Source organism: Bradyrhizobium sp. ISRA436 (assembly GCF_029910015.1).
In the GTDB taxonomy this organism is placed as follows: Bacteria; Pseudomonadota; Alphaproteobacteria; order Rhizobiales; family Xanthobacteraceae; genus Bradyrhizobium.
On the sequence record NZ_CP094519.1, the window covers coordinates 4377423 to 4391839 of the forward strand.

The 14417-nt window shown below is 63.7% G+C and carries 13 protein-coding genes; 1 reads left to right on the forward strand and 12 read right to left on the reverse strand.

Going from position 1 to position 14417, the window contains the following annotated elements; genetic code table 11:
• Positions 1-117: 117 nt before the first annotated feature.
• From MTX23_RS20780 to ugpC, 12 genes are all read right to left on the reverse strand, one after another.
• Positions 118-1284 (reverse strand): acyl-CoA dehydrogenase family protein, encoded by a 1167-nt coding sequence (locus MTX23_RS20780; protein ID WP_280972067.1) that lies wholly within the window; start codon positions 1282-1284, stop codon positions 118-120.
• An 11-nt stretch (positions 1285-1295) separates the two neighbouring features.
• Positions 1296-2498: a CoA transferase gene (locus MTX23_RS20785; protein ID WP_280972068.1), complete on the reverse strand. Its 1203-nt coding sequence runs from the start codon at positions 2496-2498 to the stop codon at positions 1296-1298.
• A 141-nt stretch (positions 2499-2639) separates the two neighbouring features.
• Entirely contained in the window at positions 2640-2840 is a 201-nt protein-coding gene (locus MTX23_RS20790; protein WP_280972069.1) for a hypothetical protein, read from the reverse strand.
• A 94-nt stretch (positions 2841-2934) separates the two neighbouring features.
• Positions 2935-4464 (reverse strand): AMP-binding protein, encoded by a 1530-nt coding sequence (locus MTX23_RS20795; protein ID WP_280972070.1) that lies wholly within the window; start codon positions 4462-4464, stop codon positions 2935-2937.
• A gap of 60 nt (positions 4465-4524) precedes the next feature.
• Entirely contained in the window at positions 4525-5694 is a 1170-nt protein-coding gene (locus MTX23_RS20800; RefSeq protein WP_280972071.1) for an acetyl-CoA acetyltransferase, read from the reverse strand.
• Between the two features lie 43 nt (positions 5695-5737).
• On the reverse strand, positions 5738-6388 hold the full coding sequence (gene eda / locus MTX23_RS20805) for a bifunctional 4-hydroxy-2-oxoglutarate aldolase/2-dehydro-3-deoxy-phosphogluconate aldolase (RefSeq protein ID WP_280972072.1): 651 nt from the start codon (positions 6386-6388) through the stop codon (positions 5738-5740).
• Positions 6385-7341 (reverse strand): sugar kinase, encoded by a 957-nt coding sequence (locus MTX23_RS20810; RefSeq protein ID WP_280972073.1) that lies wholly within the window; start codon positions 7339-7341, stop codon positions 6385-6387. Before MTX23_RS20810 ends, eda begins: the two co-directional genes overlap by 4 nt.
• Positions 7342-7371: 30 nt before the next feature.
• Positions 7372-8358 carry a D-erythronate dehydrogenase gene (gene denD, locus MTX23_RS20815; protein ID WP_280972074.1) on the reverse strand — a complete coding sequence of 329 codons (987 nt, stop codon included), beginning with the start codon at positions 8356-8358 and terminating at the stop codon, positions 7372-7374.
• Positions 8359-8405: 47 nt separating this feature from the next.
• The gene (locus tag MTX23_RS20820; protein ID WP_280972075.1) at positions 8406-9329 is read right to left on the reverse strand and encodes a carbohydrate ABC transporter permease; all 924 of its coding nucleotides are present in this window, start codon (positions 9327-9329) and stop codon (positions 8406-8408) included.
• Between the two features lie 66 nt (positions 9330-9395).
• The gene (locus MTX23_RS20825) at positions 9396-10343 is read right to left on the reverse strand and encodes a sugar ABC transporter permease (RefSeq protein ID WP_280972076.1); all 948 of its coding nucleotides are present in this window, start codon (positions 10341-10343) and stop codon (positions 9396-9398) included.
• Positions 10344-10406: 63 nt separating this feature from the next.
• Positions 10407-11729, reverse strand: coding sequence for an ABC transporter substrate-binding protein (locus tag MTX23_RS20830; RefSeq protein ID WP_280972077.1), 1323 nt, complete (start codon positions 11727-11729; stop codon positions 10407-10409).
• A gap of 176 nt (positions 11730-11905) precedes the next feature.
• Entirely contained in the window at positions 11906-12973 is a 1068-nt protein-coding gene (gene ugpC / locus MTX23_RS20835) for a sn-glycerol-3-phosphate ABC transporter ATP-binding protein UgpC (RefSeq protein ID WP_280972078.1), read from the reverse strand.
• A gap of 206 nt (positions 12974-13179) precedes the next feature.
• Here ugpC and MTX23_RS20840 point away from each other — a divergent pair, with 206 nt between their 5' ends.
• Positions 13180-14208 (forward strand): LacI family DNA-binding transcriptional regulator, encoded by a 1029-nt coding sequence (locus tag MTX23_RS20840; protein WP_280972079.1) that lies wholly within the window; start codon positions 13180-13182, stop codon positions 14206-14208.
• The last annotated feature ends 209 nt before the right edge of the window (positions 14209-14417 follow it).

Genomic DNA, 14417 nt, shown 5'->3' on the forward strand with positions numbered 1-14417 from the left:
GCCGGGTGGGGATCCGTCTCCGCCCCATGTGCTCTCACCCGTGGCTGACCCCCACCCCGCCCTCCCCCTTTCAGGGGGAGGGCGACGAGAGCGATGCGTCTGCGTGAGCGCATCATCTCAATACGACTTCGGAAGGCCGAGCACCTTCTCGCCGATGAAGCTGAGGATGAGCTGCGGGCTGATCGGCGCGATGCGCGGGATCAGGGATTCCCGCAAATAGCGCTCGACATGATACTCCTTGGCGTAGCCGAAGCCGCCATGGGTCATCACCGCCTGTTCGCAGGCATGGAAACCGGCTTCGGCTGCGAGATACTTGGCGGAGTTCGCCGCGGGGCCGCACGGCAGATTCTGGTCGTACTGCCAGCCGGCGCGCAGCACCATCAGCCAGGCAGCCTCGAGCTCCATCCAGCATTTCGCCAGCGGATGCTGGATCGCCTGGTTCATGCCGATCGGGCGGTTAAACACGATGCGGCCTTTTGCATATTCCGACGCCCGCTTCAGCGCGATCTGGCCGAGGCCGACGGCTTCGGCCGCGATCAGAATACGCTCGGGGTTCATGCCGTGCAGGATGTATTCGAAGCCGCGGCCCTCCTCGCCGATGCGGTCCTCGACCGGGATTTCAAAGTTCTCGAAGAACAATTCGTTGGAATCGACGGGCTTGCGCCCCATCTTCTCGATCTCGTGCACCGTGACGCGCTTGCGGTCGAAGTCGGTGTAGAACAGGCTGAGGCCGTGGGTCGGGCTCCGCACCTCCTCCAGAGGCGTGGTGCGCGCGAGCAGCAGGATCCTGTTGGCGACCTGCGCGGTCGAGATCCACACCTTCTGGCCGTTGACGACATATTTGTCGCCCTGGCGCACCGCGCGGGTCTTGAGCTGCGTGGTGTTGAGGCCGGTGTTTGGCTCGGTCACCGCAAAGCAGGACTTGTCGCGGCCGTCGATGATCGGCGGCAGCATGCGCTGGCACTGCTCCTTGGTGCCGAACACCACCACTGGGTTGAGCCCGAACACGTTCATATGCACGGCCGATGCGCCGGACATCCCGGCACCCGATTCCGAGATCGTGCGCATCATGATCGCAGCGTCAGTGATGCCGAGGCCGGAGCCGCCATATTCCTCGGGGATGCAGATGCCGAGCCAGCCGGCATCGGCCAGCGCGCGGTGGAAGTCAACCGGATAGCCGCCCTCCTTGTCCTTCTTCAACCAGTAGGCATCGTCGAAGCGCGAGCAGATCTTCCCGATGGCGTCGCGGATCGATTCCTGGTTGGCCGAGAGTGCGAAATCCATGGGTGCTGTCCTTAAGTGTTGTGCGCAAGCTTGGTGACGCCGTCGCGCACCATCGCGGCGATCTCGTCGCCGGCGTAGCCCGCTTCCCGCAGGATCTCCTCGCCGTGCTGGCCGAGCCGCGGCGCCAGCCGCTGCGGCTCCGCCTTGGTCTCCGACCAGCGCGCCGACACCTTCATGCTGCGGATGCGGCCTTCGGTCGGATGCTCGGCGACCGGAAACATGCCGGTTGCGACCATATGCGGATCCTGCAGCAAGCTCTCGAGATCATGCATCGGCATCACAGGCACGTCGGCCTTTTCGAGAATCTTGTTCCATTCGGCGGTCGTCTTGGTCAGCAGGATGCGCGCCAGCTCCGCATAGACCGTGTCGATATTGGTGGCGCGGCCGGCGAAGGTGGCGAACTTCGGATTGCTGCGCAGGTCGTCGCGGCCGGTCGCCTTGAAGAAGTTCTCCCACTGCTTGTCGTTATAGACGATCACGCAGATGTAGCCGTCGGACGTCTTGTACGGCCGCCGGTCCGGCGAGAGGTGGCGCGCATAGCCGCCCTTGTCGAGCGGCGGATCGTAGGTCAGCCCTCCCATGTGATCGCCCATGACGAAGCCGGCCATGGTCTCGAACATCGGAATGTCGACGCGCTGGCCCTGTCCGGTCCGGTCGCGGTGCACGAGGCTCGCGCAGATCGCGCCGACCGCGGTGAGGCCGACGATGCGATCGACCAGCGCGTTCGGCACGTAACGCGGCACGCCGTCGGATGTCTGCGCCATCAACGCCGGCAAGGCGGTGGCGCCCTGGATCAGATCGTCATAGGCAGGCTTGGCGGCATACGGCCCTTCCTGGCCGAAGCCGAACACGCCGGCATAGACCAGCCGCGGATTGATCTTCGCGACCACGTCGTAGCCGAGCTGCAGCCGGGCCATCGCCTGCGGGCGCACATTGTAGACGAGCACGTCGGCCTTCGCGATCAGCCGCAGCACGGCCTCGCGCCCGGCCGGCTTCTTCAGGTCGAGACAGATCGAGCGCTTGCTGCGATTGGTATTGAGGAACACCGGCCCCATGCCGGGATGCCGCGTCGGACCGATCTGCCGTGTCACGTCGCCGTCGGGCGATTCCACCTTGATGACGTCGGCGCCGTAATCGCCGAGCATCTGGGTGGCATAGGGCCCCATCAGCACGGTCGTCATGTCAACGACCTTGATGCCCTGCAGTGGTCCCATCGTTCCGTTCGCTCCCGGCTGTTCTGGATTGAAACCTAGTAACGGGAGGTTTTTGCCAAGATCAAGCTGCGCCGGGCGTATGGGCGTATGCGTGCCGGCGCCAGCCGCGCCGGCCGGGGCGAGCCAGACGGAGATCCCGAACTATTTGCCGATCATCGCATCGCGCGCCTTCACGAGCTTCTCCAGCTCCGCATTCTGGTGCTCGATCCGCTCGGAAATGCGCTCCTCGACTTCGGCACCCGCCGCGCCGGCGGCCTGCTCGATCAGCTGCCTGATATTGTCCCGGAGGATCGCGATGCGGTCGTTCAGTTCCGAAAGCGACATAGAGGTTTCAATTCCCATGGCTCATTCTCCGGGTGACAGGCGCCCATGAGGTTAGCGCGACGGGGCGCAGCCGCCTATAGCCATCGCAAATGTCCGCGGCGGGCAGGCCCGCCTACTTCGCCATCATATCCCGCAGCGTGGTCTTCAGCACCTTGCCGTAATTGTTCTTCGGCAGCGCATCGAGATAGATATAGCGCTTCGGCCGCTTGAACCGCGCGATCGAGGCCAGGCAATGCGCATCGAGCTTGCCGTCATCGGCCACGGCGCCGTCCTGTAGTACAACGCAGGCGACGACGATCTCGCCCCATTCCGGATCTGGCACACCAATGGCCGAGACCTCGCGGACATCGGGATGGGTCAGCAGGGCTTCCTCGACCTCGCGCGGATAGATGTTGGTTCCGCCGGAGATGATCACGTCCTTGGAGCGATCCGACAGCGTGAGGAAGCCGTCCGCGTCGAGGCGGCCGACATCGCCGGTGCGCAGCCAGCCGTCCTTCAGCGTTTCCGCATTGGCCTTCGGATTGTTCCAGTAGCCGAGCATCACGGTTAAGCCCTTGACCTCGATCTCGCCGGTCTCGCCGGCGGGCAAGGGTTTGCTGTCCTTGTCGGTGATCCGCACGGTGACGACGCTCTGCGCGGTACCCACGGAGGCCAGCCGTTCGAGATAGCGTGGATGGTCGCTGCGCCGGTGCCAGTCACGCGAGAGCGCGGTGATGGTCATCGGCGATTCACCCTGGCCGTAGATCTGCACGAAGCGCTGGCCCATGGTCGCGATCGCGTCCCTGATGTCGGCAAGATACATCGGCCCGCCGCCATAGATGATGGTGCGCAGCCCCTCGCCGTTCTCGCCGCGCCGCTTCGCGGCATCGACCAGGCGGCGCACCATGGTGGGCGCCGCGAACATCACGACATTGTCGAGCTGGCGGCCGAGATTGAGCACCTCGTCCGGATCGAAGCCGCCGGATTGTGGAACGACGTGCCGGCCGCCCATGCGAACATGCGGGAAATTGTAGAGGCCGGCGCCGTGCGAGATCGGCGCGGCATAGAGCGAGGCATCGTTCGGCGTCGCCGGATCGACGTCGGCGAGATAGCACAGCGACATCGCGACCAGATTGCCGTGGCTGAGCATCACACCCTTGGGCCGGCCGGTGGTGCCGGAGGTGTAGAACAGCCAGGCGAGATCGTCGGTCTCGCGCGGCAGCGGCGCGGGCGCGCCCTCGCCGCCGCGCATGGCGAGGTAGGCGTCGCTGTCGACCGACAGCATGGTCATGCCGGCGGGACAATCGTCCTTCGCCTCCGTCAGCGCCGCGATCGTGTCGTCGGATACGAAGGCGAGCTTGGCGCCGCCATTGCCGCAGATCCACGCGGCCTCGCGGCCATGCAGCTTGGCATTGATCGGGATCGCGGCCGCGCCGATCCACCAGATGCCGTAGAGGCATTCGAGATATTGCGTGCAATTGCTGGCAAACAGCGCGACGCGGTCGCCTTCGGCGATGCCGTAATCGCGCGCCAGCGCCGCCCCGATCGAGGCGGCGCGGCGCGCAAAGGTGGCATAATCGGCGTCGAGGTCGAAGCCGGTCAAAAGCGCCGGCGCATCGGGACGCGCCCGCGCGGTTGCTGCCAACCATTCGGCAATGTTCATCACCGAAGACTTTCTTGTTTGAGCATGATCTCTTCGGAAAACCGGATCATGCTCCAGCGCCTACTTGGCGGGCTCGAGGATCGAGACGTAGTTGGCGACCGCGGCACCGCCCATGTTGAAGATGCCACCAAGCTGCGCGTTCTTGAGCTGCATGCCCTCGGGCGCCTGCCCGGTGAGCTGCATCGCGGTCATGACATGCATCGAGACGCCGGTCGCGCCGATCGGATGGCCCTTGGCCTTGAGGCCGCCGGACGGATTGACCGGCAGCTTGCCGTCCTTCTGGGTCCAGCCCTCCTGGATAGCGCGCGCGCCTTGCCCCTTCGGCGCAAGGCCCATCGCTTCATATTCGATCAGCTCGGCGACCGTGAAGCAGTCATGGGTCTCGACAAAGGAGAGATCGGAGAGCTGCAGGCCGCCCTTCTGCAGCGCACGCTGCCAGGCGACGGTGCAGCCTTCGAACTGCAGGATGTCGCGCTTGGACATCGGCAGGAAATCCTGCGCATGCGCGGTAGCGCGGACGTTCACCGCCTTGCCCATCTTCTTCGCGGTCTCGGCGTCGGTCAGCACCAGCGCCGCGGCGCCATCCGACACCAGCGAGCAGTCGGTGCGCTTCAAGGGACCTGCGACATACGGATTCTTCTCGCTCTCCGAGCGGCAGAACTCGAAGCCGAAATCCTTGCGCATCTGGGCATAGGGATTGGCGACGCCGTTCTTGTGGTTCTTGGCGGCGATCATCGCCAGCGCGTCCGACTGATCGCCGTATTTCTGGAAATAGGCCTGCGCGATCTTGCCGAATACGCCGGCAAAGCCGCCGACCGTGTCGCCGTCTTCCGGCAGGTACGACGCCTTCAAGAGGTTCTTGCCGATCTCCGGGCCCGGAGTCCGCGTCATCTGCTCGACGCCGACCACCAGCACGAACTTCGCCGCTCCGGCTTCGATGGCGCGAATGCCCTGGTGCACAGCGGCGGATCCCGTGGCGCAGGCATTCTCAACGCGGGTGGTTGGCTTGAAGCGGAGCTGCGGATCGGCCTGCAGCACCAGCGAGGCCGTGAAGTCCTGCGGCGAGAAGCCGGCGTTGAAATGGCCGAGCATGATCTCGTCGACGTCGGCGGCGGCAACGCCGGCATCGGCGAGCGCCTCGTTGGCGACCTTGACGACGAGGCTCTCAACCGTCTCCGCGTCGAATTTGCCGAATGGCGTGTGCGCCCAACCCACGATGCTGGCTGTCATGGCCGATCTCCCTGTTCCTGTTCGGAATTTATGTAACCTATCTTCAGGCCGCTTTCAGCGATTTCATCGTCCGCGCGCACATGGCGGTTATGCCGGACCAGTTGCCGGCGCGGATGTCGGAGGCCGGGCACAGCCAGGAGCCACCGACGGCCAGCACGTTGGTCTCGGCGAGCCAGGTCGCCGCGTTGGCCTCGCCGATTCCGCCGGTCGGGCACACCCTGACATTGGGGAACGGGCCGGCCAGCGCCCGCAGTGCCTTAATACCGCCAGCCTGCTCGGCCGGGAAGAATTTGACGACGTCAAAACCGTGCGCCAGAGCCAGCATCAGCTCGGAGGCGGTGGCGATCCCCGGCGCGAACGGCAGCCGGCTGGCGGTGGCCGCCTTCAACAGTTCAGGCGTCGCGCCCGGGCTGATGCCGAATCTGGCGCCGAGCGCCTCAGCGCGCGCCAGGTCGTCGCCATTGAGGATGGTGCCGATGCCGACGATCGCCTCAGGCACGTCCGCAATGATCGCCTTGGCCGCCTCGACCGCGACCGCGGTGCGCAGCGTTACCTCGAGCGTTCGCACGCCGCCGGCGACCAGAGCCTTCGCAAGCGGCACGGCATCCTCCAGCCGCTCGATGGTTAGCACCGGAATCACGGTGGCTTGCCGGATCAGCTCCGCGATCTGGCCCTGCTTTGATGTCGCTGTCATGAGGAGGCCTTGCGGGATGTTGAGGGCCGTGGCGCCCGCTTGGGCGGCATGGCGTAGCGTGGAATGATCGCGCCTGGATAGCACACCACGACGCCGGCGAGGCGATGACCCGCGCGGGCCGCGTCCTCGGGTCCGGCACCGCCGAGACGCGCCGCGAGGTAGGCGGCGGCAAAGCTGTCACCGGCTGCCGTGGTGTCGACCACCGGCTTGGTCAGCGGCTCCGCCCTCACCTCGCCTGATCCGCCGGCAGAGCGCAGGATGCAGGCCGGTTCCGCGAGCTTCAGCACCACCTCGGGGCTGGAGATGCCGGCAAGCAGCGCCGCAGTGCTCTCGCCAGGATACAGCGGCGCCAGATCTTCGGTCGATGCGAGCACGATATCCGCGCCTTCGAACGCGCTGCTGAACACCTTGCGGGCGACATTGAGGTCGGGCCAGCCGCGGGCCCGGAAATTGGTGTCGAACGCAAACCGGGTGCCCAGCAGCCGCGCGCGCTTCAACGCCGCCATCAGGCGCTCTCGCCCGGCGTCGTGCAGGATGGAGAGCGTGATCGCCGAGAGATAGACCACGTCATAGCTCGCGAGCGAGTTCAGAATGTCTTCGGTCTCCGGTAGGTCCATCAGGCTGCGCGCGGCCGCGCCGTCGCGCCAATGGAAGAAGCGCCGCTCGCCCTTGCCGTCGGTCTGGATCAGATACAGTCCCGGCAATTTTCCGGGCAGCCGCGCGACCCGCTTGGTGCCGATGCCCTCCGCCGTCCAGCCCGCAATCATCTCGTCGCTCAGCGCGTCGTCGCCGAGCACCGTGATGTAGTCGACGTCGACGCCGAGCCGGGACAAATAGACGGCGGTGTTGAGCGTGTCACCGCCGTAGCCGCGCGAATACAGGCCGCCGCCCGGACCGCCCTGGGCCTGGCGCAGCTCGATCATGCATTCGCCGATACAGGCAACCCGGGTCATCTCGAAAGCCGCGCTCGCCTGAACAACGCCTTAGGCGGCAAATTTGCCGCCAAGCTCGTCCTCGATGTGGATGCGAATGATATCGTCGAACGTCTTCTCGGCCGTGGTGAAGCCGAGCTTGAGCGCACGCTCCGTGGCGAAATCGAGCGGCCATCCCGAGACGATGCTGATGATGGTCGGATCGGGCACCCGCTTGATGCGCGCGGTGACGTTCTTGCCGGCAACGCGCTCCAGCGCCGCGATCTGCTGACCGACGGTGGCTGACAGGCCCGGCATACTGAGATTGCGGCGCGGGCCCATCGCGTTGAGGTCCATGGTGCCGGCATGGATCAGGAAGCCGACCGCCGATTTCGGCGAGGCGTACCAATGCCGCACGTCCTCGGAGACCGGCAGGATCGCCTCCTCGCCCGCGAGCGGCTCGCGGATGATATTGGAGAAGAAGCCGGACGCCGCCTTGTTCGGCCTGCCCGGCCGCACGCAAATCGTCGGCAGGCGGATCGAGATGCCGTCAAGCAGGCCCTTGCGGGTGTAGTCGTTGATCAGGAGCTCACAGATCGACTTCTGGGTGCCGTAGCTCGTCAGCGGCGTGTGGAAGAATTCGTCGCCGATCTTCTCTGGGAACGGCGCGCCGAACACGGCGATCGAGGACGTGAACACCAGCCGCGGCTTGTAGCCGCCGCCGACGGCGCGGATCGCATCGATCAAATGGCGGGTGCCGTCGAGGTTGATCCGATAGCCCTTGTCGAACTCGGCCTCCGCCTCGCCGGACACGATCGCGGCGAGATGGAAGATCACCTCGGGCCGCTCGGCGATCAACGGCGCCGCTGCGCCGGCATCGGCGAAATCGGAGGCGACGACGTTGACCGGAATCTGGGCGTTCGCCGGCTTGGCCGGCGCCACCACGTCCTGCAGCGTCATCCTGGTGATGTCTTGCTTGCCGAGGCGGCCTTCGCGCAGCAGACGTTCCGTCAGTTTGCGGCCGACCATGCCGGCGGCGCCTAGGATCAGAATATGCAAGACCCAACTCCTGTTGACCTGGACTTCAGACGCGAGGCCTTAGGTGCTCACTCTTTCACGGCTCCCGTCATCGCGGAGACATAATGCTCAACGAAGAACGCGTAAAGGATAACCAGCGGCAGCGACCCGCATAGCGCCCCTGCCATCAGGGAACCCCAGCGATAGACGTCCCCGTCGACGAATTCGTTGACGATGGCAACCGGCACCGTCTTGTTCGGGGTCGATTGCAGGAAAGTCAGCGCGTAGATGAACTCGTTCCAGCACAGCGTGAAGCAGAAGATGAAGGCCGAGATCAGGCCGGGAACGGCGAGCGGCAGCACGATCTTGATCAGGATCTGCCAGCGGCTGGCGCCGTCGATCAGCGCGCATTCCTCAAGCTCGAACGGGATGGTTTTGAAGTAGCCCATCAGCAGCCAGGTCGAGAACGGAATCAGGATCGTCGGGTAGGTCAGGATCAACGCCAGGGGCGAATCGAACAGGCCGTACTGGAATACGACGGTCGCCAGCGGAATGAACAGGATCGACGGCGGCACCAGATAGGCCAGGAAGATCAGGCCGCCGACAATGTTCGCGCCCTTGTAGCGCAGCCGCACGATCGCATAGGCCGCAAGCACGCTCGCGATGATCGAGAGCACCGTGGCGCCGACCGCAACATACATCGTGTTCCACAACCAGTGCGGATAGTAGCTCTCGAACAGGAGCTTGTGGATGTGCTTGAAGGTCGGATTCCAGGTCCAGAACGGATTGTACTTGTCGAGGTCGAGCAGCTGGTCGTCCGGCTTCACCGCCGTCAGAGCCATCCAGTAGAACGGAAACAGCAGGATAACGACGATGATCGACAGCGGGAGGTAGAGCGTCACGATGCGCCGCGGCACCGACTGCAGGTAGCTCATGCCCTCGCTGTTGTCGACACGGGAAGGCGTCGACAGGATGGTCTTGAGATCGAACTTCGATGCAGGGAGATCAGTCATTGTTCTCTCCCGAGCGCGCGCGGGGCCTGCCCCGTTCGCGCAAACAAACGCGCAATACGGCAGGGATCAATCATTGTTCTCTCCCTGTTGCCACTTCCTGCGTTGCAGTCCGAACCACGAGATCATGATCGCGCCGAGCAGGAACGGGATCATGGCGCTCGAGATCGCGGCACCCTCGCCCAGCTGGCCTCCGATGATCGCGCGTTGATAGGACAAGGTCGCCATCAGGTGCGTCGCATTGACAGGGCCACCGCGCGTCATCGCCCAGATAAGCTGGAAATCGGTGAAGGTGAACAGCACCGAGAACGTCATCACGACGGCGATGATCGGCGTGAGCAGCGGGTAGGTGATGTGGCGGAACATCTGCCAGGAGCTCGCACCGTCCAGGGTCGCCGCTTCGTAGAGCGACGGCGAGACCGTTTGCAGACCTGCCAGAAGCGTGATCGCGACAAACGGCACGCCGCGCCAGATATTGGCGAAGATCACGCAGATGCGCGCCCATGTGGGATCACCAAGGAAGTTGATGTTCTGGCTGATCAGCCCGAGATGCCTCAACGACCAGGAGATGATCGAGAACTGGGAATCGAAGATCCACCAGAAGGCCAATGCCGACAGCACCGTCGGCACGATGAAGGGGATCAGCACCGCGGCGCGCAACAGCGCCTTGAACGGCATTCGCTCGTTGAGCAGCAGCGCCAGATAGAGACCGATGGCGAATTTCAGGGTACTCGCGACGAAGGTGTAAAGCAGCGTGTTGAATACCGAGAGCCAGAATATCCCGTCGTCCCACAGCCACTCGTAATTCTCGAGCCCGATGAATATGCCGGCGCGGCCAATACGCGCGTCGGTGAAGGACAGCCAAACGCCGAGACCGAGCGGATAGGCCAGGAACAGGATCAGGAAGGCCATGGCCGGCAGCATGAACCAGAAGCCGAGCCAGTTCCGGTTGTGCTTCAACTGCTGCCAAGTCGTCGCCTCGCGAATCTGCGGCTTGGCAAGTGCGATATCAGCCATGGTGATGTCTCGAATCCAGGAAGCGCGGACGGCGGCACCGCCGTCCGCTCGACTTATGCAGGCTCAGGCGCGATAGACGCGCTTCAATTGCCGTTCGGCCTCCGTCATGGCCGCCTTGGCATCCTTGGCGCCGGTGCAGTAGTTGGCGAACATGTCGACGACGATGAAGTCGGCGATCGCTGCTTCCGCCTTTTCACCGGGGGTCCCGATGCCCGAGATCGGCAGCATGCGCTTGCTCGCCTGGGAGAAGACCTGGTTCTTCGGATCTGCAGTCCAGATCGGCGAGTTGTCATAGGCGTTCAGCGTCTCGGTCAGATAGCCCCGCGCACCCGTGAGCCATTTGTCGTACTGCTCCTTCTCAAGCATGAACGCGATGAACGCCTTCGCCGCATTCGGGTACTTGGTGAAGTTGAACGTCAGCATCGGGGTCAGCAGCTGCATTTCGGCCGGCTTGCCAACCGGACCAACCGGCCACAGCGCGTGATATGTATCTTCGGCGAGATCCTTCTTCGCTGGATCGTCCTTGGCCGCGACATAGATCGAGATGCCGTTCGAGCTGCAATAGAGGTCACCGGCCAGGAAGGCCTTGTTGTTGGAGGAATCGTTCCAGGACGCGACGCCGGGAATGAAAGTCTCAGAAAGCGCCTTGGCATAGTCCAGCGCCTTCATGGTCTCCGGCGAATTGATGATGACCTTGTCGTTCTTGTCGACCGTATAGGCGCCGTGTCCCCAAAGCACCCAGTGCAACCAGGAATTGGCGTCGCCGGTTGCATGTCCGAGCGCGAAGCCGGCCGGCGTGTTGTTCTTCTTGAGCGCCTTGCACATCTCGAGGAAGCCCGGGAAATCCTTTGGGAATTCCTTGAAGCCGGCCTTCTCGACGGCCGACTTGCGGTAGGTCATGTAGCCGCCCACGGTCGCAATGGGGATGCCGAGCCAGTCATCTCCATGCTTGCAGGTCGTTGCCGGTCCGTCGGCCCATCCGCCGTACTTCTTGCCGAGGTAATCGGCAACGTCGTTCATCTTCAGGACCTTGGTCGGAAACAGCTGAGGCAGCGCGTGCAGGCCCCAGACCATGTCGAGGCCGGAGCCGGTATTCGCGGCCACCGAGGCCTTTGGCTGCACGTCCTCGAACGACTCGCTGAACACGCTCATCTCGGCGCCGGTCGCCCCCTCGAACGCGGCCACGATGGCATTGAAGGCGTCATCCTCCGCCGGCACGAAGCGCTTCCAGCGCATCAGGGTGAGCTTGGCGCCGGGCTCCGCCTTCCAGGGCGCGGTCTGCGCCCAGGCCTTGGCGAAATCGAGCAGCGCCGGCCCGGTCAACGTGCCGGCCGCGGCCAGCGCAGTGCCGCCCAAAAGCAGCGAGCGGCGAGTCAAATCGTGCATCGTCCTTCCTCCCTTATGACAGTGTTTTTGTTTTTTGATCTGGCCTGTTAGCCGGCCATTGAGATCATTAGAGCGCTTTTCGAGCGAAGTGGTTACCGGTTCGCGCAAAGAAAACGCGTCAAAGCTAGAATCTGAAGCTTCGGTTCTGATCGATCAGAACCGAAGCTCCAGGTCAGTCAGCCATCGAGCCGCTTCCCCGTTCCATCATCGAACAGATGAACGAGCGTCGGATCCGGCTTGAGCCGAACCTTGTCGCCCGGATTGAACATATGCCGCTCGCGGAACACCGCGACCACCTGCTCGCCGCCGAGCTTGGCGAACACCTGCGTCTCCGAGCCGGTCGGCTCGACCACGACGATCTCGGCCTCCGCGCCGTCATCGGCGATGGTGAAATGCTCCGGCCGCACGCCGTAGACCGCGGGCTTGCCGTCGGAATTCGCCGGCGCCGTTTTCAACGGCAGTTGGACGCCGTTCGGCCCCTCGAAATAGGCTGCGCCGTTCACCTTGACGTTGCCCTTGAGGAAATTCATCGCGGGCGAGCCGATGAATCCGGCAACGAACTGGTTCGCCGGCGTGTCGTAGAGCTCGAGCGGCGAACCCATCTGCTCGACGATGCCGTCATGCATCACAACAATCTTGTCGGCCATGGTCATGGCCTCGATCTGGTCGTGGGTGACATAGACGGTCGTGGTGCGCAGACGCTGATGCAGTTCCTTGATCTCGGTGCGCATCGCAACGCGCAGCTTGGCGTCGAGATTCGACAGCGGCTCGTCGAACAGGAACACCTGCGGATCGCGCACGATGGCGCGGCCCATGGCGACACGCTGGCGCTGGCCGCCGGACAGCTGTCGGGGATAGCGATCGAGCAGCGGCGTCAGCGCCAGGATTTCCGCGGCGCGCTTGACGCCGGTTGTGATCTCATCGGGCTTGGCGCCGCGCAGCTTGAGCGAGAAGCCCATATTGTCGGCGACGGTCATGTGCGGATAGAGCGCGTAGTTCTGGAACACCATCGCAATGTCGCGCTCTTTGGGCTGGACATTGTTGACGACGCGGTCGCCGATCGAGATCGTGCCAGAGGTGATGTTCTCAAGCCCGGCCAGCATGCGCAGCAGGGTCGACTTGCCGCAGCCGGAGGGGCCGACCAGAACGACGAATTCGCCGTCCTCGATCGGGATCGTCACGCCGTGCAGGACTTCAAAATTGCCAAAAGATTTCCGCACGTCGCGAATCTGGACCGACGACATCCACTACCCTCCTCAAGTTCCCGGCGGCGTACGACGGAGCCGCGACCGCTCTGCTTTTTTCGACCGGCTTCGCTTTCACGAGGCCCGATTGGACTGGCGTTATTGTCCGCAGTTTGTCCGGGTTTGGCAATCATTCGATTAGCAACAGCTTGGTAGCGCTGTCAATATCGGTTTGTCCGCGGCAAGGCCTGTGATATGAGCGATAAATGACCCGAAAGCGCATCACGCCAGGCAAAATCCGGCTCACCGAAGTCGCCAAGCTTGCCGGCGTCAGCCCGATCACGGCCTCGCGCTTCTTCAGAAATCCCGAAGCACTTTCGGTCGGAAAGCGCGCTCGGGTCGAGAGTGCGGCAAAGGAACTCGGCTATGTACCCAATCTGGCCGCGCGGGCGCTCGCTTCGCAGCGCACCGAGGTGATCGGTGTCCTGATCCCGTCCCTGACCAACAACGTGTTCGCCGACGTGCTGCGCGGCATCTATGACGCGCTCGACGGCAGTCGTTACAGCATTCAGCTCGCCAACACCCGCTACAGCATCCTGCAGGAGGAGCGACTGCTGCGTCTCTTCCTGGCACAGAAGCCCGCCGGACTGATCGTGACAGGCATCAATCAGACCGCGGAGTCCCGCACCATCATGGAATCGGTCGATTGCCCGATCGTCCAGATCATGGAGACCGGTCCGGCGCCGATCGACATGATGATCGGATTCTCACATTTTGACGCGGCGAAAGCCGCCATCTCCCATCTTCTCGAGCGGGGCTACCGGCGGATCGGCTTTCTCGGCGCGCGGATGGATCCGCGGGTGCAGCGGCGGCTCGACGGCTATCGATCCGCCATGAGCGAGGCCGAGTTGTTCGATCCGCAGCTGATTGTCACCACGGCGGTGCCGACCTCGGTGACATTAGGCGGCACGCTGTTCGCCGACCTGCTCGCGAAGGCCCCGGAGATCGATGCCGTATTCTGCGTCAATGACGACCTCGCGCTCGGCGCGCTGTTCGAATGCAAGCGCCGGCACATGGCGGTCCCGGATCAGATGGCGATCGTCGGCTTCAACGATCTCGAATTCATGGCCTCGAGCGTGCCGACACTGAGCAGCGTGCGCACCAACCGCTACGAAATGGGCAGGAACGCAGCCACGATGGTGCTCGAGGCGCTGGAAGGCCGCCGCCCCGCCGAGCCGGTGGTCGATCTCGGCTTCAGCATCATCGAGCGGCAAAGCTCGGCGCGCCGCAGCTGACATCTGCCCGACACTGATTCGTCACGGGCCGGCAAGAATGACAAAATGATAGCGCAACCAAAACTCTTCAACTAAGGTCCAATTCCGCCGGCGATCACATCTGCTCGTGATCGCCGGGTTTGTAATGCGCGACAATTTGCGCAAGGTAGAAGCGACGTCGAAATCAGAGCCCTTAGAACGGGCCGATACGAGTTGCATTGCGGGAGAAA

What these genes read in the sequence shown, in the direction of transcription:
- MTX23_RS20780 (WP_280972067.1), bottom strand. Translation starts at nt 1,284, where the DNA reads ATGGATTTCGCACTCTCGGCCAACCAGGAATCGATCCGCGACGCCATC.
- MTX23_RS20820 (WP_280972075.1), bottom strand. Translation starts at nt 9,329, where the DNA reads ATGACTGATCTCCCTGCATCGAAGTTCGATCTCAAGACCATCCTGTCG.
- MTX23_RS20795 (WP_280972070.1), bottom strand. Translation starts at nt 4,464, where the DNA reads ATGAACATTGCCGAATGGTTGGCAGCAACCGCGCGGGCGCGTCCCGAT.
- MTX23_RS20825 (WP_280972076.1), bottom strand. Translation starts at nt 10,343, where the DNA reads ATGGCTGATATCGCACTTGCCAAGCCGCAGATTCGCGAGGCGACGACT.
- MTX23_RS20800 (WP_280972071.1), bottom strand. Translation starts at nt 5,694, where the DNA reads ATGACAGCCAGCATCGTGGGTTGGGCGCACACGCCATTCGGCAAATTC.
- MTX23_RS20790 (WP_280972069.1), bottom strand. Translation starts at nt 2,840, where the DNA reads ATGGGAATTGAAACCTCTATGTCGCTTTCGGAACTGAACGACCGCATC.
- MTX23_RS20785 (WP_280972068.1), bottom strand. Translation starts at nt 2,498, where the DNA reads ATGGGACCACTGCAGGGCATCAAGGTCGTTGACATGACGACCGTGCTG.
- MTX23_RS20840 (WP_280972079.1), top strand. Translation starts at nt 13,180, where the DNA reads ATGACCCGAAAGCGCATCACGCCAGGCAAAATCCGGCTCACCGAAGTC.
- MTX23_RS20810 (WP_280972073.1), bottom strand. Translation starts at nt 7,341, where the DNA reads ATGACCCGGGTTGCCTGTATCGGCGAATGCATGATCGAGCTGCGCCAG.
- eda (WP_280972072.1), bottom strand. Translation starts at nt 6,388, where the DNA reads ATGACAGCGACATCAAAGCAGGGCCAGATCGCGGAGCTGATCCGGCAA.
- MTX23_RS20830 (WP_280972077.1), bottom strand. Translation starts at nt 11,729, where the DNA reads ATGCACGATTTGACTCGCCGCTCGCTGCTTTTGGGCGGCACTGCGCTG.
- ugpC (WP_280972078.1), bottom strand. Translation starts at nt 12,973, where the DNA reads ATGTCGTCGGTCCAGATTCGCGACGTGCGGAAATCTTTTGGCAATTTT.